Source organism: Streptomyces sp. NPDC030799 (assembly GCF_055572255.1).
The window spans coordinates 221,339-246,208 of the sequence record NZ_JBVIDS010000003.1; the positions used below are offsets into that span (position 1 = coordinate 221,339).

Sequence of the window (24,870 nt, forward strand, 5' to 3'; positions counted from 1 at the left end):
CGGCTCGGCCGACGAAGGAGACCTGCACAGTGGGCGATCAGACAGACATTCAACAGACCGCGCAGACCGTTCCGGCCGGGTCACTGGTGGGCATCGTCGGCGCGGGCACGATGGGGGTCGGTGTGGCGCAGTGCTTCGCCGAAGCCGGCCACCCCGTGGTCGTCGTCGACAACGATCCCGGGGCGCTGGCCTCGGGGCCGGCTCGGATCCGCGCCGGGATCAGAGCGGCCGCGCTGCTGCGCCGTGGGTCCCGGCAGGCGCGGGCGGGCGTGCACGCTTCCCGTGTCGAGTCCCTCGTGACCTGGTCCGCCGAGTTCGCCGACATGGCGGTCGCTCTCCTGGTGGTGGAGTGCGCCCGGGAGGACGAGGACATCAAGGAGGGGATCCTGAGCGAGCTGGACCGGATCTGCGGGGCCGAGGCGATCTTCGCGTCCAACACCTCGTGCATCCCGGTCGGTCGCCTCGGATCCTTCACCACCCGCCCCGACCGGGTCATCGGCACCCACTTCATGAACCCGGCGCCGCTCAAGGACGCCGTGGAGGTGATCTGCGCGCCGGAGACCAGCGGTCTCACCGTGGAGCGCACGAAGGCGTTCCTCGCCCGCATCGGAAAGCACGCCCTCGTCGTGCGTGACGCCCCCGGCTTCGTCACGAACCGGGTGCTGATGCTGACGCTCAACGAGGCGGCCGCCGTGCTGGGCGAGGGAACCGCCGACGCCGAGACCGTGGACCGTATTTTCCAGGACTGCTTCGGTCACCCCATGGGGCCATTGCGCACGGCCGACCTCATCGGTCTCGACACCATCGCCGACTCGCTGGAGGTGCTGCGCCGGCATACCGGCGAGGACCGCTTCCGGCCCTGCTCCCTGCTGGCCCGTCTCGTCGCCGAGGGCAACGTGGGACGCAAGTCGGGCAGAGGCTTCTACCAGTACGCGCCACAGCACATCGTCGCGCGGGGAGGAACCGACCATGGCTGACCACCGCGGTGCGCCCACGGGCATGTCCGCCGCCGGACAGGACGCCTGGCCTGCCGTACGACACTCCGGTTCGGGGCCCACCGCCCCCAGCAGCCTCATCGCCCAGCTCGTGGAGATCCACGGCGACCTGGACCTCACCGCGCTGGGCAAGGCGGTCGCCCAGGTCGTGGCCGAGACCACGGCACTGCGGATGCGCTTCGCCGGCGAGGGACCGGACGGACCGCCGGCCCCGGAGATCACGGACGGCCTGCCGCTGCCCGTGGTGGACCTGAGCACGGAGGCGGACCCGCGGGGCGCGGCCGATGCGTGGACACGCGCGGCGCTCCAGCGGGCAGCGGAGCCCGCACGGGGCGGCGCGGAGACCGGGCTGCCCTGGTCCACCCAGGCGTTGCTGCGGCTCGGCCCGGACCTCCACCACTGGTTCCACCAACACCACCGCGCCGTTGTCGACCCCTTCGGCTGTGCGCTGCTCACCCGTCGGGTCTCCGAGGTGTACACGGCGCTCGCCGAGGGCCGCTCGGCCGCTGACGGCGCCCTGGTCACCCGGGCCCAGCCGGCTTCGGCAGCGGCCGGGTACGCCGGTTCTGCCGCGCAGAAAGCCGACCGTGCCCACTGGCGCCGGCGGCTCGCCGACCTCCCCGAGCCGGTGACCTTCGCGTCCGCTCCCGCCCGGGATGCCGGCTGGTTGCGGGCGCCGGTGAACTCCCGCCCGATGACGCTCGGCACCACCGACACCGAACGCGTACGTGCCATCGCCCGCTGCGGCGGTGTGCCGGCACGGGCGGTGCTGTGCGCCGCCGTGGCGGCCTACACCCACCGGCTGAGCGGCGCCACGGACGTGGTGATCGGCATGCCGATGGACGGCCGGCCGAGCCGGGTGAGCAGGCGTGTCCCGGACGCGAGCGAGTACATCGTGCCGCTCCGGCTGACGGTACGGTCCACCGCCACCTTCGCCGAGCTCGTCCAGGACGTCGCCCGGGAGTCGCGCGAGGCGGTCAGGCACCAGCGGCTGGGCCACCGGGAGTTGTGTCGCGAGGCCGGGGCGCCGGACGATCGGCCCCGGCTGTTCGGGCCGATCGCCGACATCCGCACCCCCGGGACCCATGTGCAGTTCGGTGACCTGTCCGTGGTGGTCCGCGACCTGGTGCCCGACCCGGTCCACGACATCCGCGTCGTCCTCGACGACGACCCCGTGGACCGGCGGCTGCGGGTCGTCCTCAGCGGTGCGGCAGATCGCTATTCCGCCGCCGAGCTCGACGCGCACGCCAGGCGTTTCGGGCGTCTGCTGTCCCGGGCCGTGGCCGGTCCGGGGGACCCGCTGGGCAGCTTCGGTCTGCCGGCGGCGGACGAGTGGGCGGCCGTTCGCTCCTGGACGAGCGGCACCGCCTCCGGGACAGCCCGCCGAACTCTCACCGCCTCCGAAGCATCCCGCCGAACGCTCACCGACCTGCTGGAGAGCGCCGCCCGGAGCCACTCCGACGCGGTCGCCGTCATCGGCGCCGACGACAAGCTCACCTACGCGGAACTCCACGAGCGTGCCAACCGGCTGGCCCGGCTCCTGCTCGACCGGGGTGCCGGGCCGGAGTCGGTCGTCGGGCTGCTGCTGCCCCGGTGCGCCGGGACACTCGTGGCGATGCTCGCGGTGCTCAAGACCGGCGCCGCATACCTGCCGCTCGACCCCGGTTACCCGGCCGAGCGGCTCCGCTTCATGGTCGAGGACGCGGAACCCGTCTGTGTGCTGACCGACACCGCCACCGACTCGTCCGTCGCGGATGTGGTGAGCCGGTCGACCACGACCGTCCGGCTCGACTGCCCCGCGATCGCCGGGGAGTTGGAGCACTTGTCACCCACGGCCCCGTCCGACGCCGACCGCCCCGAGCCGCTGCTGCCCTCGCATCCCGCGTACGTCATCTACACCTCGGGCTCCACCGGTACGCCCAAGGGGGTCGTGGTGCCGCACCGCGGTGTGGTCGCACTGGTGGACTGGGCGGCTGCCGAGTTCGGCGCCAAGTCGTTGGCACACGTTCTGGCGGCGAGCTCCTTCAGCTTCGACGTGTCGGTGGCCGAGATCTTCCCGGCGCTGGCGGGCGGCGGCAGCGTCGAGGTGGTCGGCAATCTCCTGTCGCTGCTCGACGGCGACCCTCCGCGCTGGTCGGGCGGTCTGCTGTGCGCCATCCCTTCGGTGTTCTCCAAGCTGATCGAGACCGGCGGTCTCGAGGTGTCGGCCACGACGCTCTCGATGACCGGTGAGGCACTCCCCGCAACCCTCGCCGCGCGGATCCGGGAGATCATGCCCGGCACCCGGGTGCTCAACGTGTACGGGCCCACCGAAGCCACCGTCCATGCCACCGCGGCCACCGTCCATGCCACCGCCTCGGCGGCCGACGGTCCGGTACCGGAGGGCGCACCGCCCATCGGACGGCCGCTGAGCCACGTACGCGCCTACGTGCTCGACAGCGCACTCCGCCGGGTGGCAGCCGACGGTCAGGGCGAGTTGTACCTGGCGGGAGACGGCCTTGCCCGGGGATATCTGCGCCGGCCCGGGCTGACCGCGGAGCGTTTCGTCGCCGACCCCTTCGGCCCGCCCGGCGAGCGGATGTACCGGACCGGTGATCTGGCCCGCCTGCGCCCCGACGGGCAGCTCGACTTCCTCGGCCGCGCGGACGCCCAGGTCAAGATCAACGGTTTCCGTATCGAACTCGGCGAGGTGGAGGCGGTGATCGCCCGGCACCCCGCCGTCACCGAGGTCATGGCCTGTGTCCGGAAGGGGGCGAGCGGTGACGCCCGGCTCGTGGCCTACCTGGTGCCCGCGGAGGGAGCCCGCATCCCCAGCCGCCACGCGCTGCGGGACTGGGCGGCCGAGCGGCTGCCGGCACATCTGGTCCCGGCCGAACTGAAAGCCGCCTCGGTGCTGCCGCGTACGGGCAGTGGCAAGCTCGACCGCGAGAAGCGCCCGACGGGCGTACGGCCTCTGGAGGCCGACCCGCCGGCCGCCGACGGAGCGCGTGAGGATCCCGTGGCCCGGGAGGAGCACGTGGCCCGGGTGTTTGGCGAGGTGCTCGGGCTCTCCGAAGTACCGAAGGACGCCGGCTTCTTCGACCTCGGCGGGGACAGCATCATGTCGATCCAGCTGCTGAGCCGACTGCGCCGGGTGGGTCTCGTCCTCACACCGCAGGACGTCTTCGAGCACAAGACGGTCGCAGCGCTGGCCCGGGTCGCGCGCGGGGCGAGCCGTACGAAGAGCTCGCAGGCCGTGGACCGTACGAAGGCGGAGGACGCGTGGCGTGCGGCCCTGCAGGGGGTGAGCACCACCACCGAAGGGGCGCCCGGGGAGGGTTCCGAGGAACCGCCGGCCCCAAGGACCATGCTCTTCGAGGTCGACGTGGAGACCTCTGCCGCGGCGGCCGACGTGGCGCGCAGGCATGGCGTCACGACCGACACCTTGCTCAAGGCGGTGTGGGCCATCCTGATGGGGCAGGAGACCGGCAGCACCGACATAGTGTTCGGCTCGGTCTTCTCCGGCCGCCCGGCGGAGCTCGCCGCAGCGGAGACCAAGGCCGGGTCCTTCACCAACATGGTGCCCACCCGGGTGCGGCTGGACCCGGCGGAATCGTTCGGGGCGCTGCTGGGCCGGCTGCAGCAGGAGCAGGCCGCGCTGCTGCCGGACCAGCACATCGGTCTCGGCGAGATCCATCAGATCACCGGCGTGGGCGGCTCCTTCGACACCGTAGTGGCGTTCGAGAACCACCCGCTGGACCGCGAGTGGGTCGTCGCGCTCGCGGAACGCTTCACCACAGTGTTGACCGAAGCGGCCGCCGAGCCCGCCAGAAGCGTCGGTTCCTTCCTCTCGCCCGAGACGGGCGGCGACACCGCGAGCAACACGTCGCAAGGCATCCAGGAGACGTCCGAGAGCGGCTTCGGAGTCCTGTTGCCGCTGCGAGAGTCGGGCGACAAGGCGCCCCTGTTCTGCGTGCACCCGGCGGCGGGCTTCTCCTGGTGCTACGCGGGACTCACCTCGCCGCTCGGCGCCGACCGGCCGGTGTACGGGCTGCAGGCCCGGGGCCTGGACGGCACCGAAGCTCTGCCGGCGTCCCTGCGGGAGATGGCGGCGGACTACCTGGACCAGGTGAGGTCCGTCCAGCCCACGGGCCCGTACCACCTCCTCGGCTGGTCCTTCGGCGGGGTGGTCGCCCACGAGATGGCGGTGCTGCTGGAGGAGAGCGGCGAGTCGGTGGAGACGCTGGCGATGCTGGACGCCTACCCCATGGACGCGGACGTCGCCGACGCCGCTGCCTCGGCCGAGGCAGCGCCGGGTTCGGTCGCCGGCCGGGACGTCCTCGCGATGCTCCTGGAGCATTTCGGCTACGACCCCTCCCTGTGGGCGGGTGAGTCGCTGACGTATCCGCGGCTCGTGGAGATCGCCCGTGCGCAGGAGGGGTCGCTGGCCTCGTTCGACGAGCAGCGGATCGCCGCGCTGGCCCGGACCTTCACCAACAACGCGCGGGTCGCCGTCCTGCACAAGCCTCGCCCGTTCGGCGGGGACGCCGTCATGTTCACCGCGCGGGACCACTCGCCCGAGACCGCGCTCGGCCGGTGGCGTCCGCTGATCAAGGGGGCGCTCGAGGTCCTGCCGGTCGACTGCACACACATGGAGATGGGACACCCCGCCGCGCTCCGCGACGTCGGCCGCGTCCTCGTCGAACAGTGGGCCGCCACGGCACCACAGAAGGGGTCGGTGAACACTCCGTGAGGAACGAGCCAGAGCATGTGCACCCGGCGGATCACCCGTCGATGCCGCTCACCACGATGCAGCACGGGATCTGGTGGGCGCAGCAGCTGGCGCCTCCGGTCCGGTACCAGCTGGCGAGTGTGTTCGAGATCGCCGGAGATCTCGACCCGGAGCTGTACGAGGCGGCTTTCCGGTTCGCCGTGACGGAGACCGAGCCGTTCAGGTCCCGGTTCGCCGTCACGGCCTCCGGGGAGCCGAGGCAATGGGCCGGCCCCCTGCCCGCCTGGCACATACCGGTCGTCGACGTCCAGCGGGAACCCGCACCGATGGCCGCCGCGCTGGACTGGATGCGGGCCGACATCCCCCGCCCCCTCGACCTGGAGAACGGTCCGGTGTTCAGGACCGCGTTCCTGCGTCTCTCCAAGGACCGGGTCTGCTGGTATCTGCTCGTCCACCACCTGGTGGTGGACGGCTTCGGCCTGGCACTGTTCGCCCGACGGCTCGGCGAGATCTACGCCGCATTGGAGCGCGGCGAGTCCCCGCAGCCCGGCCACCAGGTGCCGTTGGACACCCTGCTCAAGGCCGAGCGGGCCTACCGCTCCACGCCCGGTTTCGAGGCCGACCGTGAGTTCTGGACGGCGAAGATGGCCGGTTGGCCGGGAGCCGTCCGGCCGGGTATGTCCCGGCCCGCCGCACCCGACCGGGACATACCCGGCCGGACGGGCGGGGCACCGGTGCGCGGTGCGTCCCGGATGCCCGAGGACCGGCTGGCCGCCCTCCGCGCACGCGCACGCGAGCTCGACGTCCCCTGGACGGTGCTGGCGACCACCTCCGCCGTCCTGCTGGACCATGCCCGTACCGGCGGGGGCGAGGAGACCGTCGTGGGGTTCCCGGTCGCCGGCCGCACCCCCAAGACGGCGGGTGCCGTGACCGGCGCGGCGTCGAACGTGCTCCTGCTGCGGGTACCGGTAGACCTGCGCCGGTCGGCCGCCGAACTGATCCGGACCGTCGGCGAGGCGACCGCCCTCGCCGTCGACCACCAGCGCTATCGGTACGAGGACCTCCGCCGCGACCTCGGCTTCACCGGGTCCGCGCACGCGCCGTACCAGCTGACCGCGAACATCGTTCCGTTCAGCTTCGGCCGCAGTTTCGCCGGGCGGCCGATGACCCTCCGGCAGCTCAACACCGGCGCGGTGGAGGACCTCTCCCTCGTGATCAGGCCGGCACGCGGCCGGGTCGGCCTGATGGTGGAAGCGCACGCCGAGGCCGGACGGTACGAGCCCGAGGAGGTCGCCGCCGAGGCCGACCGCTGCGTACGCCTGCTCGACCAGCTGATCGACGACCCCCGGCGCCCTGTCGGAGAGCTGGATCTGCTGGCACCGGAAGAGCGCAGGCTGCTCGTACCGCGCATCGCCACCCCCGCACCCCCCTCGCCGCGTACACTCCCCGAGTTGTTCGAACACTGGGCTGCGCATACTCCGCACGCCCCGGCGGTCGGCCACGGCGACCGGCAGCTCACCTATGCGGAGCTCAACGCGCGCGCCAATCGGCTGGCCAGGACGCTGATCCAGCGCGGCGCAGGACCCGAACGCACCGTCGCCGTCCTGCTCCCGCGCTCCGAGGATCTGGTCACCGCGATCCTGGCGGTGTCCAAGACCGGCGCGGCCTACCTCCCGCTCGACACGGAATGGCCGCAGGAGCACACGGAGCGGATCCTCGCCGACGCCCAGCCGGTATGCGTTCTGTCCGGGACGGACCCGACGGGAGCTGCCGCGGCCGCGTCGGCGATGAGCGACGCCGACCTGACCGACGCGGACCGCACGGAGCCGCTGACGCCCGACCATGCCGCATACGTCATCTACACCTCCGGATCCACCGGCCGCCCCAAGGGCGTGGTGGTCCCGCACCGCGGTCCGGTGGCGCTGCTGCAGGAGGGAGCCGCCGAGTTCGGCTTCGGCCCCGACGACACCTGGGCGATGTTCCACTCCTGTGCCTTCGACTTCTCCGTGTGGGAGATGTGGGGCGCCCTCGCGCACGGTGGCCGACTGGTGGTCGTCCCCCGCGAGGTGCGCCGCTCCCCCCGCGCCTTTCTCGACCTGCTGGTGCGGGAGCGTGTGACGGTGCTCAATCAGACGCCCTCCGCCTTCCGGTCGCTGGAGCAGGCCGACGCCGAAGAGCCGGAGCAGTGGCGGGACTTGGCCCTGCGCTGGGTCATCTTCAGCGGTGAGGCGCTCTCCCCTGCCGTCGTGCGTTCCTGGTACGAGCGGCACCAGGGCTCCGCGCCCGCCCTGGTCAACATGTACGGCATCACCGAGACCGCGGTCCTCTCGACCCGGCTCGACCTGGGCCGCGACCATGGCGCGGCGCGGGCCGTCCCGATCGGCAAGGCCCTCGCCGGTACCCGGCTGTATGTGCTGGACGACCGGCTGCGCCCGGTGCCCCCCGGGGTGGCCGGTGAACTGTATGTCGCGGGTTCCGGTGTGGCCAGGGGCTATCTGCACCGTTCGGCATTGACGGCGCAGCGTTTCGTCGCCGACCCCTTCGGCCCCGACGGGTCCCGGCTGTACCGCTCGGGCGACCTCGTACGCGCCCGGCGTGACGGCTCACTGGAGTACCTCGGCAGGACGGACAACCAGGTCAAGATCCGTGGCTTCCGGATCGAACCGGCCGAGACCGAGGCGGCGCTGCTGGCCGCCCCCGGCGTGGCGGGCGGCGCCGTGCTGGCGAGCTCCGGCGTTCCGCGGGATCCGGCCCGCACGAAGGCGGCCGGCGAACAGGGAGCCGACGCGGCCGCACAGTTGGTGGCCTACGTGGTCCTCACCCGTGAGACGGCGGCGGACCACCCCGAGCCGGCTCTTGCCCGGCTGCGGGAATGGCTGCGCGAGCGGCTTCCGGCGCATCTGGTGCCGTCCCTGTTCGTCCCGCTCGACAGGCTGCCGATCACCCCCAACGGGAAGCTGGACCGGGCGGCGCTCCCTTCCCCCCGCGCCCGCGCGCACACGCCGTCACGAGCCCCGGGCACGCCACTGGAGGCCGAACTGGCCGGGCTGTACGCCGATCTGCTCGCCGTGGAGCAGGTGGGCGCCGACGACGACTTCTTCGACCTCGGGGGTGACAGCCTGCTCGCGACACGGCTGGTCACCATGGTGCGCCGAGCCGGTCTCGGCGCCCGGGAGGAGCTGGATGTCAGGGATGTCTTCGCCCACCCGACCGTCGCGGGGCTCGCCGCTCATCTGGGCGACACGACGCATCCGGGCGTCACCTCCGTGGCACCGGGGCCCCGGCCCGTCCTCCCGCTCCCGCTGGCCGAGGACCGCGGCCCCGAGCCGGTCCCGCTCTCCTTCGGCCAACGGCGCTTCTGGTTCCTGCACAGGCTCGCCGGCCCCGACAGCACCTACAACGTTCCCCTGGTGCTGCGCTGGGAGGGCGAGCTGGACCAGGAGGCGCTCCGTGCCGCCCTGGGCGACCTCACGGCCCGGCACGAAACCCTGCGCACCCTCATCGAGCAGCGGGACGGCCAGGCGGTCCAGCACATCCTGCCGGTCACGGCCGCGCGCCCGGCACTCACCGTCGAACCCGTCGCCCCGGACCGGCTGCCGGACGCGTTGAACGCCGCGGCCGGCCGCCCCTTCCGCCTGGAGAGCGAACTGCCCATGCGGGCGGTCCTTTTCACCACCGAGGCCTCGCACACGCAGACGTTGCTCCTGCTGATCCACCACATCGCCTGCGACCGGGCCTCGCTGCGGCGGCTGCTGGACGACCTCGGCACCGCGTACCGGGCCCGCGTCAGCGGTGACGCCCCGGGCTGGCCGGCGTTGCCCATCCAGTACGCCGACTTCACCCTGTGGCAGCGTGAACTGCTCGGCTCCGACGACGAGCCCAGCGCCCTGCGGTCCGGTCAGCTCGCCTACTGGAACAAGACCTTGGCCGGTCTGCCGGAACGCGTCCCGCTACCCACCGACCGTACGGAGCAGGCGCCGTCCGGGCGCCCGGTGCACAGCGCCGGCGACACGGTGGCTTTCACCGTCCCCGCAGACGTACACGGGCAGCTCCTGGAGGTGGCCGCGGCCGAGCAGGCCAGCCTCTTCCTGGTGGCGCACGCCGCACTGGCAGCGCTGCTCACCCGCCTCGGCGCGGGTACGGACATCCCGATCGGCACGGCGGTGTCCGACCGCGCGGACGCGGAGCTCGACGGTCTCGTCGGCTTCTTCGTGAACACGCTCGTACTGCGCACCGACACCTCCGGAGAGCCGACCTTCCGCGAGCTGCTCGGCCGGGTCACGCAGGCCGACCTCGCGGCCTTCGCCCACCAGGACGTGCCCTTCGACCTGGTCGTGGAGGCGCAGGCGCCACGGCGGGCGGCGAGCGGGCACGCCGTGTTCGGCCGGGCGTTGTTCCAGGTGATGCTGGTGCTCACACCGTCCCTTCCCGACAGGCTGGAGCTGCCGGGCGTGTCCGCCACGGTGGACCTGGTCGGCAGGGGTTCCGCCGGGTTCGACCTGACGTTCGGCCTGTTCGAGCGGCGGGACGCCGACGGCACCTGCCACGGCCTCGACGGTGTCGTCGAATACCGGACCGAACTGTTCGACCGGTCCACCGTCGAGGCCCTCTGCACCCGCTTCACACGACTGCTGCATACGGTCGCCGCCACCCCGGACCTCCCGGTCCACGACATCGACCTGTCAGGGCCGAAGGAACGCTGACGGCTGCTCGCGTGCCCGGCTGCCCCGTGAAGGCCACGCCTTCGCCCGTTGCCCGAGTGGCAGATGCCGCCGTGCCGGAGCCGTCCGGACGGATGGGCGGGGCAGCGCCACGGGTCGCCGGGGACGGGGCGGCGTCCTCAGTTGCGCAGCATCACCACGAGCAGCACCACCAGGGCGATCAGCAGCGCGCCGCCCACCGACGCCAGGGTGATCTTCACCGCGCTGTACGGCCGCTCGCCGATGACCTCGCCGGTACGGGCGTTGACCATCACCGGCCACGCCTTGCCGGCGTGGACGTAGGTCAGGAACCAGACGGGCAGCAGCACCAGCTTGTAGGTGAGGCCGCTGTAGAAGGTGGACATCGAGTGCACCCGCTGCTCGTCGCCGCCGATGTCCCGCTTGCAGTCGGCGCGGATCACCGGCGCCATCCGCGCCTTCGCCGACTCCAGGCCGGCCTCCGGCTCGACGTCGTACCGGACGGTACGGAAGCCCGCCAGGTACTCCTCCTGGTAGGGAACCGTCTCCTCCAGCGGCCAGGGGGCCAGCTTGTCCAGTTCCTCCACCGGCACCTGGCCGCTGCCGGGCACCAGCACGTCGTCGAAGAACCGGCCGACCGTCCCGGACGTGCGGTGCCAGCGGGTGTGCCGCACCTGCCGGGTGCGGCCCTCGGAGTCCTCCTCCTCCACCCAGTAGTGCTCGCCGCGTTCGCCGGTGTACTGGGTGGTGGTCTGCGCGTCGTACGTCCAGTGCGGCAGGTAGCTGCCCTGGAAGGTCTCCGCCTCGGTGACCCTCTTCAGCTCGTTGGGCGCGAACCAGCGGGACCTGGTCCACTCCGCCAGCGCGTCACGGGCCTGCTCGCGGCCCACCCCGAAGGGCAGTACCGCCTCGGGGACCACGCGCTCGGTGCCGGAGGCGTCCGCGACCAGCGGGGTGGCACAGAACTGGCACTTGTCGCTGAGCGTGTCGCTCTCGGTCACCGCACGGCAGCCGGGGCACGTGTACACCTTCACCCGGCCCGGCACGGATGCCCGGCGGGGCAGCGCGGCCAGCTCCTCGATCGGATGCTCGGCCACCTGCCGCGGTATCGGCGTGATGTCCTGCTCGTGCTTGCAGTACGTGCAGCGCAGCGCGTACGTCCCCGGCGCGTACTCGCTGACGCCGCCGCACGCCTCGCACTGGAACGCCCGGTCGGGCGCCGACGCGACGTCCTGATCCGTCAACTCACTTCTCCTTGTGACCTGTTGCCGGAAGATTCCGGGTGGCGGATCTCAGCCCTGCGGGGGCAGCGGCGGCGGGACGTCGGCGAGCAGCCGCGCCAGCTCCGGGACCTGGTCCGCGGGCTGCCAGGCGGTCTGCCCGCTGCGCCAGACCAGCGTGGTACGGGTCAGGTTGCCGGCCGCCACCTGCCCGGCCAGCGCGCTCTCGTCGTACGGACCCTGCTGCTGTCCGCCGACCGCGAGGAACCAGCGCGGCGCGGTGGGCAGCGGCGGCGGGACGTCGGCGCCGGCGGGAGCGGGCTGCGCCGGGGCCTGCGTCACCGGGGCCGAGGGAGCCGCCGCACCGGACGTGCTCTGCACGATCCGCTGGCCCAGCGCCATGCCCACGCCGAGCCCGAGGGCGTCGCCGCCGGTGCCGGGGTTGGCGGCGGCGATCGCAATCGCGTCGGCCGCCTGGAGCTTGGCGTAGTCGTCCAGGTTGCCGGTGATCGTCATCCGGGAGCGGGTGTCGATCGCCGCCTCGATCTCCGGCGGGACGCTGATGTTCTCGATGTAGAACCGGGGGATGGCGATGCCGGTGGAGGACAGCTCCAGGGTCAGCGCCTGGGCCAGCTGCTGTCCGATGCCGTCCTGCCGGGCGGCGAGGTCCAGCAGCGGCACGCCGGACGAGCCCAGCGCGGAGCCCAGCTTGGAGACGATCAGCTGCCGCAGGTGCTCGCCGACCTCCTCGGTGCGGAACTGCGGGTCGGTGCCCACCAGTTCGCGCAGCAGCGCGGCGGCGTCCACCACCTTGGCGGCGAAGGTGCCGAAGGCACGGACGCGGACCATGCCGAAGTCGGCGTCCCGCAGGATCACCGGGTTCTGGGTGCCCCACTTGAAGTCGGTGAACTGCCGGGTGGTGACGAAGTAGACCTCGGCCTTGAACGGCGACTCGAAGCCGTGCTTCCAGCCCTTCAGTGTCGACAGGACCGGCATGTTCTGGGTCGTGAGGGTGTACGTGCCGGGCTGGTAGACGTCGGCCAGCCGGCCCTCGTTGACGAAGACGGCCACCTGCGACTCGCGCACCACGAGCCGGGCGCCCATCTTGATCTCGTTGCCGTGGCGCGGAAAGCGCCACACGATGGTGTCCCGGCCGTCGTCGGTCCACTCGATGATGTCGATGAACTCACCGCGGATGCGGTCCATCAGCCCCACGACAATCCCCCACTCCCCGTGTTTCCGGAGACCGCCGCTCCCCAGCCGGTCCCGGGACGGGTGACCCCGCGACGATCAAGCGATCAGCCGACAGTATGCCCATTGCCGTCCCACGCGGCTACGTGCGGGGACGGGCCCCAGCCCGCCGGCCCCTGCGGGCGTCATCGACTCAGAGGCCCTGAAAAATGTGGGACGGAAAATGTTGGACGGCGATGTCGAGAATCCGTAACCGGCTCCGTCCCCGGGGTGAACGCGACCACAATGGGTCGCACCAGCACCGAGGAGAACCACGATGGCCAAGTACCTGCTGCTGAAGCACTACCGCGGCGCCCCGGCTCCGGTGAACGGCGTGCCCATGGACCAGTGGACGCCGGAGGAGATCTCGGCGCACGTGCAGTACATGCAGGACTTCGCGGCCCGGTTGGAGAAGACCGGCGAGTTCGTCGACGGTCAGGCGCTCGCCCCCGAAGGAGCGTGGGTCCGGTACGACGGTGAGGGGCGTCCGCCGGTCACCGACGGGCCGTTCGCCGAGACCAAGGACCTCATCGCCGGCTGGATGATCATCGACGTCGACGGCTACGAGCGCGCCGTCGAGCTGGCCGGGGAGCTGTCGGCCGCCCCCGGGGCGGGTGGCAAGCCGATCCACGAGTGGCTTGAGGTGCGCCCGTTCCTGGCCGCGCCGCCCACCATCACGGAGTGATGTCACCGATGGACGAGGTCCTGCTCAGGAGCCTCACGCCGAGCGTGCTCGCCATACTCGTCCGCCGCGGAGCCGACTTCGCGGCGGCCGAGGACGCCGTGCAGGACGCGCTGCTCGAGGCCGTTCGCGTCTGGCCCACCGACCCGCCGCGGGATGCGAAGGGCTGGCTGATCACCGTGGCCTGGCGCCGCTTCCTCGACGCGGCCCGCGCGGACACCGCCCGCCGCCGGCGCGAGGACCTCCTGGACCAGGAGCCGGCACCCGGGCCCGCGGCCGCGGCGGACGACGCACTCCAGCTCTACTTCCTGTGCGCCCACCCGTCGCTGACGCCCTCGTCCGCGGTTGCGCTCACCCTGCGTGCTGTCGGCGGGCTCACCACCCGCCAGATCGCCCGGGCCTACCTGGTGCCCGAGGCGACCATGGCGCAGCGCATCAGCCGGGCCAAGCGCACCGTCTCCGGTGTGCGTTTCGACCGGCCCGGCGACGTGGCCACCGTGCTGCGCGTCCTCTACCTGGTCTTCAACGAGGGCTACTCCGGTGATGTCGACCTCGCCGCCGAGGCCATCCGGCTCACCCGGCAGCTCGCGGCGGCAGTCGACCACCCCGAGGTGGCCGGGCTGCTCGCCCTCATGCTGCTCCACCACGCGCGCCGCGCCGCCCGCACCGCACCCGACGGCAGCCTGGTGCCCCTCGCCGAGCAGGACCGCGGCCGGTGGGACACCGAGTCGATCACCGAGGGCATCGGGATCCTCCAGGCCGCCCTCGCCCGCGACCGGCTGGGCGAGTTCCAGGCCCAGGCCGCCATCGCCGCTCTCCACGCCGACGCGCCCACCGCCGCCGAGACCGACTGGGTGCAGATCGTCGAGTGGTACGACGAACTCGTGCGCCTGACCGACAGCCCGGTCGTCCGGCTCAACCGCGCGGTCGCCGTCGGCGAGGCGGACGGACCGCGCGCCGGCCTGGGCGCACTCGCGGAGCTGGACGCCTCCCTGCCCCGCCACACCGCGGTGGCGGCGTACCTCCACGAGCGCGACGGCGACCCGGCGACGGCGGCACGGCTGTACGCCGAAGCGGCCCACAAGGCGCCCACCCTCGCCGAACGCGACCACCTGACCCGCCAGGCCGCCCGGCTCAACGCCCGCCGATGTCGCTGACGGGTCGCGTCTACGGCAAAGTCCTGTCCGACATCGCGCACGGGTCCCTCTTGGCAGACCACGGGCGCCTTGCCGAGGCGGTGACGGCGTTCGAGCAGGCTGTCATCAATGCTCAGGAGGGCGTCGCGGCCTTCCAGGAGCTCGGTGATGCAGAGCGAGCGTCCACTTTGCGAACGCGACCTAGGGGCCTGCCCGCTTACTTGTGGTCACGGAGGAAGGCCGGGACATCGGCTCGGGTCGGGTAGTCGGGCAGCGGTGCGGGCTTGTCCTGGAGGAATGCGGTAATGACGGCTGCTGCTCGTCGGTCGTTGTCACCCAGCCCATTCCACATGTGGTGGCCGACGCTGGGCATGTACTGGGTGCGCTGGATGGCGGGGTTGTCCGCGAGGATGGTTGTCGCCCACTGCCGGACCTGGGAGGAGCACTCGGCGATCATCAGCATCGCGGGTGTCCGGGAGTGCCTCAGCTGAGGGGCGATGGACGGGGAGTCCTTGATTGTTTGCTGGATGCGGAGGCTGGCGGCGGCGCTGAAGGAGAAGTTCCGCGCCGTGTCCTCGATCGGGATGCGGTGCGCGTCCCGCGCGCAGTAGGCGGACGCGGTGTCGCTGCCGAGATCGGCGGCGGTGAAGGCGTTGTCACCCTCAGCCTGCCCTACCAGCCCGTTGCCAGGGCTGAGCAGTCCGAGCCGCATGAGGCCGAACGCGACCGCGTACCGCGGGTTGTGTGTGGAGCGCGGTCCGGTCATGGCCGGTGCGATACCGCGGGCTGACGGTCGGCCCTTCTGCCCCGCGATCCGGGCGGTTGGACCGTCCATCGGGCCTGGCTCGGCGATGACCGCCCGGCGCAGGTGCGCGGCGATGGCCGGGTCGGCCAGCGCGCGGGTGAGCACGACCGCGCCCGAGGAGAATCCCAGCACGTCGACGCGGCCCTTGCCGAGCTTGCCGACGAAGGCGCCGAGGTCATGGACGGACCGGGTGATCGAGTACTGGTTCATGGGCAGCAGGTCGCTGCGTCCACCGCCGGCCTGCTCGTAGGCGTACACGTCGTAGCCCTGGCCCGCGAGCCGCTGCAGGAAGTGGTGGTCGAGCACCGAGATTCCGCGCACCGGCCCGCCGTTGAGGTAGACGAGCGGCACGCGAAGCCGGGGGCTGTTGCCGGTGGGCGGGTAGTGGTAGACCGCGACCCGGCTGCCGGTCGACAGGCGCCAGTGCTCGGTGGTCACGAACGCCAGGGCGGGCGGGTAGCGGCGCGTCGTGGGGACGGTGGGGATGCACACCGACAGGGTCAGGGCCGCTGCGACGAGCACCGGCAGGAAGGGCACCAGCCGTCCCCGCCAGGAGCGGCGGCGGCCCCGCCACAGCGCCGCGATGACCGCGACCCCGACAGTCGCGGACCATGCGGGGAACCCCGATCCCGCACCGTCGGTGGCGACGATCAATGCCAGGAAGAGGGCGACGAGCCCCACCGCCGCGGCGGTAGCCGCCAGCAGGCGGCCCATGAAGCGCAAGGAACGTATGACGGACGGTGGCATGGTGATCGCTCCCCAGCTATTTTGAAACGTCGTTTTGAAACGCGGTTTTGAAACGATGTTATCAGCATGGGTAGACTGCTTCCCATGGGAAGGCCGAGGACGAACGACGCCGCCGTCAGAGAACGGCTCGTGGCATGCGCGACCGAGATGTTCGCAACCCGTCCCCAGGAGTCGATCACTGTCCGCGCACTGGCCGCCGCCGCCGGAACGTCGACGGCGGCGGTGTACACCTTGTTCCAGGGCAAGGACGGACTGATCCGCGAGGTGCGCGACCATGCGGTCGCCGGCTTGTTCCAAGACCTGACGGCCGTTCCCAGCTCGGAGGCCGCCCTGGAGGATCTGTACGCGTTGGCCGTGGCGTACCGCCATTGGGGACGCGAACACCGCCACCTGTACATGGTGCTGTTCGGTGGCGCGCAGTCCTTCGTCCCGTCGCAGCGGGTCGGTGACCGCGACCCGGTGCGGCCGCTTGTCGCGGCGATCGACCGCGCCGTGGCGGACCACATCCTCGCGGGCGACACCACACAGATCGCCGTCTCGTTGTGGGTCGCCCTGCACGGGCTCGTGACCCTCGAACTCGCCGGCGGCCTCGACGGCACCGCAGCCGAGACCGCGTTTCGGTCGACGATTGATGCCGTACTGCGCGGCTGGGCAACCCCCGCCGCACTCCCCGGTCTTCGGCGCACAGACCCGGCGCCGTGAAGCCGTTACCCCGCGGCCTCACGAACACGACCGACACAGGGCCGAGTCGAAGTTGTCAAGGCCGAGCCTGGCCGGCCACGCATCGGCTGGGCTGTGGGCGCTCCTGACGGGGCTGGCTGACCTGCACTTCCTCTCACAGCAATTTCGTTTGACGGGTCACGGCGGGCACCTGTTTGCTGGGCCGGTGTCCGACCTTCGCATCCAAGTGGTGGACGACGACGCCTCGATCCACGACTGGCAGTACGTCCACAATGTGATCATCCCCGGCGACGTGCTGTCGCTCGACGACGTCCGGGCCCGCGCCGGCCGCAACCGCATGGAGGTCGCGTACCTCGGCGACGTTTTGATCGGCTGCACCACCGTGCGCCCGCCCACCGAGGACAACGGCGCCACCGCCACGGTCATCGCGCGCGTCCTGCCCGAGTACCGCCGCCGCGGCCTCGGCACCCAACTCTACGAGCGCGCCCTGGGCCAGGCCCGCGCACTGGACGCCCAGGTGATCGAGACCGTCGTACTGGCCTCCAACCCGGACGGGCTGCGCTTCGCCCACCAGCACGGCTTCGTCGAGCTCGAGCGTTATCTGCTGCGCGAGGGCGACACCGTGCCCTGGATCGACCTGCGCCTAGCCTCTGGCGACGAAGGCGAGGATGTCGGGTAGCGCCTCGCGCAGGCTCTCGAAGTGGCGGTGCACGCCGTCCAAAGCGACCGGAGTGTTGACTCCCCACACCGTCATCCCGGCCCGCCGCCCGGACTCAATGCCGGACGGCGCGTCCTCAATGACCAGGCAGTCCTCCGGCTTGGCACCAAGTCGCTCAGCGGCCAGCAAATAGGGGACCGGCGATGGCTTGCCTTCGTCGACGGCGGCGGCATCCACGAGCACGCCGGGAACCGGCAGGCCGGTCCGGGCGAACCGTCCACGCACCCGATGCTCATAGTTGGACGTCACCAGCCCCCAGCACCCCGAAGGCAGGGTGGACAGCAGCTGGGACGCACCATCGAAAGCGTCGTAGACACCTGACCGAACGTCCTCGTCCTCCAGTTCATGCAACACAGCCAGGCACTCCTGTGGGTCCCGGTCCGGGGCGACCGCCGCGAAGGTCTCCATCGGCCGCGTCCGCAGCGCCAGCTCGTAAACCACGTCAGGATCCAGCCCGTATCGACCCGCCCACGTCTTCCAGACCTGACGCTGGTTGTCCACCGCGTCGATCAACGTGCCGTCGACATCAAACAGGACATACTTCCCGGAACTGGGCTGAACATGTTCGCTGATCATCCCGTGATCATGCCATCGGTCTCGCCGGCAGCAGCAGACGCCGACAAGAAGACGCGGCACACCGTGCGGCGGATCGCTCGCGCTTCTGGCCCGTGGCCGGACGGCAGAAGACCTCGACCATGTTCGCGACGTGATTCCGGGCGACCGGCTCAACCACAATCGCTGACCACGCCCAGAAAAAGCGATGCAACCGTACGGCTCGGTCGGATGTCTCTCATGGTGAAAGCACTGTCCCCGTCCAGGAAAGATCGGGGGACCACATGCACCACCATTTGCGCCGCACGGCCGTCGCTGCGGGGCTTGTTCTCATCACTGCAGTCGGTGCCGCGATTCCCGCGGTGGCCGCCAGGCAGACCGGGGCATCCAGCAAGGCCCCAGCCACCGCACTCGTCGTCAACGCCCGATGGGGCGGGCACTGCACCTTCGATCGGCTCGTCATCGATGTACGGGGCAGCATGCCCTCGGTCACCGTGCAGCCGGTCAAGGAACTGCGTTACGACCCCTCCGCCAAGCGGGTCCCGTTGCCCGGCAAGCATTTTCTTCAGATCAAGCTCTCTCCGGCCGCCGCACACAATGCGGCCGGACAGTCGGTCTATCGAGGACCCCGGCTGGTGAAGATCCATCTCCCCCAGCTCGAGGGCCTCGCCCTGACCAGTGACTTCGAGGGCGTGGTCAGCTTCGGGACCGCCTTCCACACCAAGCCCGTCTACCACACCTACAAGCTCCACTCCCCGGAGCGCTTCGTCCTCGACGTCAGGCACACCAACCGATGCACCTGATGCGAACGGCACGGAGGCCACCCGTGAGGGTGGCCTCCGCGGCTGTGCCAGTGTGATCGTGCGCGCATAAGGCCACCCCCGTTCTGGCGCTCTCGGCGCCATGCCCGGCTCGCCACCAGCTGCCTCGACCACCGGGGCCCCGGCACCGACGCCGAGCGTGCGGCTCGGCGCCAGGACTGTGTGGGCTACTTGCCGAGGACGAGCGTGTTGTTGCACCCCAGGCTTGAGCCGACGTTGGTCGTCTGCGAGCCAGGTGAGCCCTTGCCGTTGAACTGATTGCCCTCTCGGCCGTTCTCGAATCCGGACTCGCCCTGTACGTCGACGTTCTCTTCGGCCGTCGTGCAGGAGGTGCTCTGGTTGATGAGGACAGTCTCGCTGCTCTCTCGACCTTCGTGCCCGCGTGCGTGGGCGTGTCCGTGTCCGTGCCCGTGCCCGTGCCCGTGTCCCTGCCCGTGGGCGTAGGCGGTGCCGGTGCCGAGGAAGCCGATGGTGCCGAGAAGGATGGCCACGACAGCGGTCTTGCGAGGCTTGCGCATGTCTTCTCCGAGAGTTGAAGCGGACGCGTACGCGATCCGCCACGTCATAAGGTGACGAGAGGTTAATGCGTAAATGCCCGAGATGTACTCGTCGGCACGCCGGATCGTCCGATCAACGAGCACGGGCGTCGGCCCGACGGCGGCCCCAAGTCCCTTGTAAATCAAGGCACGACGAGGCCGAACTCGGGTCCGGGCGCTCCCCGCAGAACCACCCGTGTGGCCGCGCCACGAGCCCTAGGCGGCATGGGCTATTCGGCCCTGAACCAGGGGCAGCAATGAAACTCCCGTGCGGCGTCGGCGAGTTCGTCTCACGACGGGGCATCTCGACGACGTCGCCCGCCGCGTACGGCGGAACGCCAAGGGGTGTTCCTGCCGGCGGACGACAGCTGCCCAATGTCGTACAAGATGAGTTGGCTGTCCCCAGGAGGCGCCGCGCAACTCACCGGGCCATTCCAACGCCGACGTCAGCAGGCCCCGCTCAGGGCGCGACAGCGAGCCGTCCCCGGGCGGTACTAACAGCATCTCGTATGCGGTCTGATGCAACTCGCCTCGGCCAGTTACGTGATCAACGATCGGCGTAACCCTGGCCCGGATCGTGCACGGGGCCCTCACCGCCCGACACGGCAAGTCGGCCCGTCCGACCTCCTGTGCATCAGCAGCACCATCACGCCAACAACTCCCCGAACTCCGACGCCGCCTCCCCATACCGGACGTTCCAGCCCTCCACCACGGCCGCCTCCAGGACGGCGGTGTCCACGTCCTCCAGGAGACGCGGCGTCGGTTTCCCCGGCGTGTTCTCGTAGTTGAACGCGATGACGTCCAGGAACACCGGACGCTTCAACCGCGTGCTGTCCAGCCTCAGCAGCAGCGACTGGGCGAGCGCCGGGTAGGGAGTGAACTCCGCGTTCCGGAGCCAGTCGGTGAGGTCCGCCTCCGGCACGCTGTAGTCGACCGCGGCCGCCCCCAGCGCGTCGATGAACGCGGTGGGCGGCGCCTGCACCTGGAGGAGCCGGCTCAGCTCGCCGCGGCCGGCGGCGTCGAGGTCCGGTGGCTGGGCGATCAACCGGAACGCCTGTCTGAGCCAGGCCTGTTCAGCCAGCCGACGCGTCGTCAGGTCACTCCAGGGCGGCTCGGGCGTCGGCCTGCGGAACGGCGCAGGCATCCGCCGGTACCGCTCCGTGATCCGGCGCAGGCAGTCACCGAACTTCTGCACGTCGTCGGGGTGGATTCCCTCGAACCACCCCTGCGCAGTGAACACGGCGGTGGCGGACGCCGTCGTCCCGTCCCCGCTGACCGTCACCGCCGCGGGCGTCTCGTAGCGTTCCCCGCCCCGGGAGGTGAGTGTGAGCTCGGACATGACCGGATCGATCGTGTAGTCGAGCGTGAATGATGTCCCGTCCACGGGAACACTGACGTTGCCGCTCGGCGCGCCCAGGGGCACACCGCCGACGGTCCAGGCGATGGTGGGCTGCGGGTCGACAGGCTCGCCGCTGCCGCCGAAGCCGGTGCTGCGCACGCCGAAGCGGGCGGTCGTCGAGGTGGCGAAGGTCCCCCTGCGGACGGGGTCGCCACAGGGCGTCATGGTCTGCTGCACTTCACCGACGGCGCCGACCACGTCGTCGGTCTGCAGTCCCCGGACGATCTCGGCCGCCTTCGCCGCGCCCGCCGTGACCGACAGGTCCACCCATTGCCGCTCGGGATCGACGGCTGCGGTACGCACCACGAGCGGTGTCGTCGCGACGGCGACATCGGTGTCCGGCGACGCCGTCGGTATCGATCCCCGGTACCACGCGCGAGGGCCCTTGTTGGTGATGTCGACGATCGAGTGGACGACCGCCCCTTCCCGCGAAAGGCTCGGCCCCTGGGGGTCCATGCCGGCGTCCCAGCCCGCCGGGACGCGGTACTCGACGTAGACCCGGCCCACCCCGTTGGCCGGCTCTCCGGGCGGGTGCAGCACGAGCAGGCACCTGCCGTTCGACGCGGACGCCGGCACGATCCGTGCGGTGACGGGTGCGCCCGGCTGCGGGAAGGGCGCCTCGACCACCCGTCCGGCCAGCGCGTCCGGCATGAACAGGTGCAGGTTCGCGCGCGAGAGGTGCGGGCCCATGGAGGAGGCGCCGGCGTACGGCCAGTTGGTGACCGTCGGCCCGGTGAAGGTCGGCTGGCCGGAGTAGAACGGCCCCGTGCCGAGGAAGCGGCCGGCGAAGGTGGCCGATGACATGAGGTCGTAGGGGGAGCCGTACTCCTGGCCTACGACGATGGTGGCGTCGGTCGGATCCCAGTCGGTGCCGTTGTTGTCGAGCCCGAAGGTGTGGTCCAGGCCGAGGACGTGGCCGACCTCGTGACACATGAAGGTGAGGTCGCTCGACATCACCGGAAGCACGGCCACCGGCAACCCGTCGACACCGGTCGTACCGCCGTCGAAGCTCTGCGTGATCGTGGCGGGCTGGCCCGGCTGCCCCGCCCGAGGATTTGGCATTGTGCGCTGTCCCGGGTGGATGATGACGATCAGGCCGTTGAGTCCGGGCCACTCCGGGGGGTTGGGGAACCGGGCGCGCAGCGCGTCGACGGCAGCGCGGGCCTGGGCGTCCCGGGAGGTGTCAGTCCCCATCGTCATGTCGACCCACGGGAACATCGACGAGTCGACGAAGTCGAGGTGTCCCCGGGTGGTGTTTTCCCAGAACCGCAGCAGGGCGTGGTCGCCGGTCATGAGCATTGCGATGCAGGCGGGATCGGGGATGACGGGCACGGTGGTGTCGTGCCGGGCCCGGATGATGCCGAGGCGGACGGATTTGGCCATGATGTTCTGCTCCTCGTCGGGACGGCCAACACGCCTGCACCCGGGTGAAATCCGACACCACGCCCGATCTCAATCTACCGTGCGGCCCGGCACCTCGCAGCCGCGAGACGGGAAGGTGCACTGATCACAACGAAGGCCGCGAGGGGCGAGTTTGCTGAGCCGCGGACACAGGATGGCCGGTGCCGTCGTTCCACAGACTTTGATGTGTCTCATGGGACATCGGGCTGGCTAATGCCGGGCGGGCTCGCGTATTCGCGCAGCGGCTGCCTCTGACGGCGCGTCCGCTGCGGCTGCTCGACGGGGAGTTCCCCGACCGTGCAGGTCGTCGGGGTGACGCCGCCCTTGGTCCTGGCGGCGGCGAGTGCCCTTACCGCCCCGGCCGGGGCTGGTAGGCTCCCGCTGCCGATCATGGGCGTGATCATCAAGGGGAAGACGGAGTGGGGGCCCGTGCGCACGATTCGTATGACCAGGGCACTGGTGTGTCTGCTGACCGGGGCCGCGCTCACCGGGTGCGCGGCCGGGGACGGTGGTGAGGGAAAGTCCGCGGCCGACCTGCTCCACGAGGCCAACGGCACGATGCGCGCACTGCGTTCCGTGACCGTGGAGATGACCAACACCGCGGCCAACGGCACGGTGACGACCCGCCTCGAGACTGATCTCAAGAACCGGTGCAGGGCGAAGACCACCTGGGCCGAGCACGGCAGCCTCGAACAGATCAGGATCGGTGGGACCGACTACGTCCGCCCGGACGAAACGTACCTCGGCAACTGGAGCGGCAGGAAGATCGACGGCCTCCGGCTGAAGCAGTGGGTGAAGGAGCCCGCCGACCAGGCGCAGCCCGGGGACGGACTGGCCGCGTGCACCTGGACGTTCGCCTCTTTCGGCAAGGCAGAGAAGGGGAAGAACACCCGCATCGGCGACCGGAAGGCGGTCGCGCTGAAGGTCACGGACAAAGCAGACAAGGGAGGGACGTACACCTTCTACGTGGCCACCGAGGGCAAGCCGTACCTGCTGAGGACCGTCTACAAAGGCGGCGGAAACCTCACCACCACGTCGTTCAGCGCGTTCGACGAACCCTTGGATGTCCAGCCTCCCGCGTCCGTGGGGGTACTGAAATCAGGCGACGTCGGGGGCTAGGGGGTGTCGTTCGGATCAGGCCGGTGGGCACCCCCTAGGAGCCGGGTGGCGCACCGGGACGCCTGCCCAGGAGGCCGGCGCTCGATCGGCCGGCTACCTTCAGGTGCGCACCGAGGCACGGCTGTGGCCGGATGACGCCGACAACACACGCCGGGCATCGGCATCACCGCAAGGTGATCTCCTCGCCGATTGACTGCTCGCGGGCGGCGGCGACGACCAGGGCCGCGGCCGCGGCGTCCTGCACTGCGACGCCGACCGATTTGTAGAGGGTGATCTGCTCTGGCGAGCTGCGTCCCGTTTTGCTGCCGACGACGAGTTCGCCCAGCTCGGCGTGCACGTGCTCGGCCGTGATGAGGCCGTCGCGGATCGGCACCAGCAGGTCATTGCTGCCCGTCGGGAAAGGGGCCAGCGCGGCCTGCCTCGATTCGACGCACACCAGAGCATCGACGACCGTGGCGTCGTCGACCTCGCGACCGGCCGGGTTGTACCCCACCGACGTGATGTGCACCCCGGGTGTCAGCCAGGGGCGGCGGATCACGGGGTGGAGGGCATGGGTGGTCGCGGCGGCGATGTCCGCGCCGTCGAGCGCCTCGGCATAGCTGGATGCCGCACAGACCTCTGTCTCCAGCACGGACGACAGCTCCTCTGCCAGGGCGGCCGCCTTGGCCGGGTCCGGGCCGGCCACCCGGATCTGCCGGATCGGGCGGACCCGGCAGATCGCGCGGGCGTGGGACCGGGCCTGCACGCCGGTGCCCAGGATCGCCAGCACCGTCGCGTCCTCGCGCGCCAGCAGCCGCACCGAAAGCGCCGAGCAGGCGCCGGTCCGCGCCGCGGTGATGACCGAACCGTCCAGCAACGCCGCAGGCTCGCCGGTGTCCGGATCGAACACCACGATCAGCGCCTGGTGGGTCGGCAGCCGTGTCCCGGCATTGTGCGGGAAGAGGGAGACCAGCTTGCTCATGAGCACCCCGGCCGAGGGCACGAAGCCCGGCATCGCCGCCAGGAACCCCTCACGCTCGGGCACCAGCGCGGCGACGCGGTCAGGGGCCGAGGCGTGGCCCGCACTGAGGTCCGCCATCGCCGAGGCCAGGGCGTCGATCAGCGCGTCCACGTCGAGCAGGGCCTCGACCTGCGAGCGCCCCAGTACCAGCATGCGTCCCATCTCCCTGTCCCTCCCGGCCCGAGGCCACTCCGTCGGAGCGTCGACCGCAGCCACCTTGCCCCGGCGGTGACACGCCGCTCTCCTGAGCACGTTCATCCATACACGCCTGAGCACATCAGTGTGTACGCCGGCAATGGGCCCCGTGTACGGATCCGGCACACGGTGTACAGCCGTGCTCCCTGCGCATGCGGGATCGGCCCCTTTGACATCGAGGCCCGTGACCGCGCCGAGGAATGCTCTCCGCGCCTGCGGGCAGCTCACCGGCGTGTGTCCACG

General features: G+C 71.1%; 16 protein-coding genes. 9 read left to right on the top strand and 7 right to left on the bottom strand.

What is annotated here, in order from left to right:
* The first annotated feature begins 29 nt into the window (after positions 1-29).
* The 3 genes from ACZ41I_RS08570 to ACZ41I_RS08580 are packed head-to-tail and all read left to right on the top strand — an operon-like array spanning position 30 to position 10,409.
* A complete protein-coding gene (locus ACZ41I_RS08570; protein WP_468513579.1) occupies positions 30-977 on the top strand; it encodes a 3-hydroxyacyl-CoA dehydrogenase family protein in 948 nt (315 codons plus the stop codon).
* Positions 970-5,727 carry an amino acid adenylation domain-containing protein gene (locus ACZ41I_RS08575; protein WP_468513580.1) on the top strand — a complete coding sequence of 1,586 codons (4,758 nt, stop codon included), beginning with the start codon at positions 970-972 and terminating at the stop codon, positions 5,725-5,727. Before ACZ41I_RS08570 ends, ACZ41I_RS08575 begins: the two co-directional genes overlap by 8 nt.
* Positions 5,724-10,409: an amino acid adenylation domain-containing protein gene (locus ACZ41I_RS08580; protein WP_468513581.1), complete on the top strand. Its 4,686-nt coding sequence runs from the start codon at positions 5,724-5,726 to the stop codon at positions 10,407-10,409. The genes ACZ41I_RS08575 and ACZ41I_RS08580 overlap by 4 nt, the downstream gene beginning before the upstream one ends.
* 137 nt (positions 10,410-10,546) lie before the next feature.
* Here the strand turns inward: ACZ41I_RS08580 and ACZ41I_RS08585 are convergent, their stop codons facing one another.
* A complete protein-coding gene (locus tag ACZ41I_RS08585; protein WP_468513582.1) occupies positions 10,547-11,629 on the bottom strand; it encodes a TFIIB-type zinc ribbon-containing protein in 1,083 nt (360 codons plus the stop codon).
* A 48-nt stretch (positions 11,630-11,677) separates the two neighbouring features.
* Entirely contained in the window at positions 11,678-12,811 is a 1,134-nt protein-coding gene (locus ACZ41I_RS08590; protein ID WP_468513583.1) for an SPFH domain-containing protein, read from the bottom strand.
* A gap of 301 nt (positions 12,812-13,112) precedes the next feature.
* Here ACZ41I_RS08590 and ACZ41I_RS08595 point away from each other — a divergent pair, with 301 nt between their 5' ends.
* The gene (locus tag ACZ41I_RS08595; RefSeq protein ID WP_363219709.1) at positions 13,113-13,520 is read left to right on the top strand and encodes a YciI family protein; all 408 of its coding nucleotides are present in this window, start codon (positions 13,113-13,115) and stop codon (positions 13,518-13,520) included.
* 8 nt (positions 13,521-13,528) lie between these two features.
* The gene (locus ACZ41I_RS08600; protein ID WP_468513865.1) at positions 13,529-14,674 is read left to right on the top strand and encodes an RNA polymerase sigma factor; all 1,146 of its coding nucleotides are present in this window, start codon (positions 13,529-13,531) and stop codon (positions 14,672-14,674) included.
* 196 nt (positions 14,675-14,870) lie between these two features.
* Here the strand turns inward: ACZ41I_RS08600 and ACZ41I_RS08605 are convergent, their stop codons facing one another.
* Positions 14,871-16,205 carry an alpha/beta hydrolase gene (locus ACZ41I_RS08605; RefSeq protein ID WP_468513584.1) on the bottom strand — a complete coding sequence of 445 codons (1,335 nt, stop codon included), beginning with the start codon at positions 16,203-16,205 and terminating at the stop codon, positions 14,871-14,873.
* A gap of 84 nt (positions 16,206-16,289) precedes the next feature.
* On the opposite strand from ACZ41I_RS08605, the gene ACZ41I_RS08610 reads away from it, so the two are divergent.
* Both ACZ41I_RS08610 and ACZ41I_RS08615 read left to right on the top strand, forming a co-directional pair.
* Positions 16,290-16,907 carry a TetR/AcrR family transcriptional regulator gene (locus tag ACZ41I_RS08610; protein ID WP_468513585.1) on the top strand — a complete coding sequence of 206 codons (618 nt, stop codon included), beginning with the start codon at positions 16,290-16,292 and terminating at the stop codon, positions 16,905-16,907.
* 184 nt (positions 16,908-17,091) lie between these two features.
* Positions 17,092-17,565 carry a GNAT family N-acetyltransferase gene (locus ACZ41I_RS08615; RefSeq protein WP_363219706.1) on the top strand — a complete coding sequence of 158 codons (474 nt, stop codon included), beginning with the start codon at positions 17,092-17,094 and terminating at the stop codon, positions 17,563-17,565.
* Here the strand turns inward: ACZ41I_RS08615 and ACZ41I_RS08620 are convergent.
* A complete protein-coding gene (locus ACZ41I_RS08620) occupies positions 17,530-18,180 on the bottom strand; it encodes an HAD family hydrolase (RefSeq protein ID WP_468513586.1) in 651 nt (216 codons plus the stop codon). The two genes, ACZ41I_RS08615 and ACZ41I_RS08620, sit on opposite strands and share 36 nt — an antisense overlap.
* A 260-nt stretch (positions 18,181-18,440) precedes the next feature.
* On the opposite strand from ACZ41I_RS08620, the gene ACZ41I_RS08625 reads away from it, so the two are divergent.
* A complete protein-coding gene (locus tag ACZ41I_RS08625; RefSeq protein WP_468325328.1) occupies positions 18,441-18,959 on the top strand; it encodes an AMIN-like domain-containing (lipo)protein in 519 nt (172 codons plus the stop codon).
* A 185-nt stretch (positions 18,960-19,144) separates the two neighbouring features.
* On the opposite strand, the gene ACZ41I_RS08630 is transcribed toward ACZ41I_RS08625, so the two are convergent.
* Together ACZ41I_RS08630 and ACZ41I_RS08635 are read right to left on the bottom strand one after the other, a co-directional pair.
* Positions 19,145-19,495, bottom strand: coding sequence for a hypothetical protein (locus ACZ41I_RS08630; protein ID WP_363219703.1), 351 nt, complete (start codon positions 19,493-19,495; stop codon positions 19,145-19,147).
* 664 nt (positions 19,496-20,159) lie between these two features.
* Entirely contained in the window at positions 20,160-22,295 is a 2,136-nt protein-coding gene (locus ACZ41I_RS08635; RefSeq protein WP_468513587.1) for a hypothetical protein, read from the bottom strand.
* Positions 22,296-22,742: 447 nt separating this feature from the next.
* Here ACZ41I_RS08635 and ACZ41I_RS08640 point away from each other — a divergent pair, with 447 nt between their 5' ends.
* Positions 22,743-23,432, top strand: coding sequence for a hypothetical protein (locus ACZ41I_RS08640; RefSeq protein ID WP_468513588.1), 690 nt, complete (start codon positions 22,743-22,745; stop codon positions 23,430-23,432).
* A 163-nt stretch (positions 23,433-23,595) separates the two neighbouring features.
* Here the strand turns inward: ACZ41I_RS08640 and ACZ41I_RS08645 are convergent, their stop codons facing one another.
* The gene (locus tag ACZ41I_RS08645) at positions 23,596-24,585 is read right to left on the bottom strand and encodes an ornithine cyclodeaminase family protein (protein ID WP_399775834.1); all 990 of its coding nucleotides are present in this window, start codon (positions 24,583-24,585) and stop codon (positions 23,596-23,598) included.
* Between the last annotated feature and the right edge of the window lie 285 nt (positions 24,586-24,870).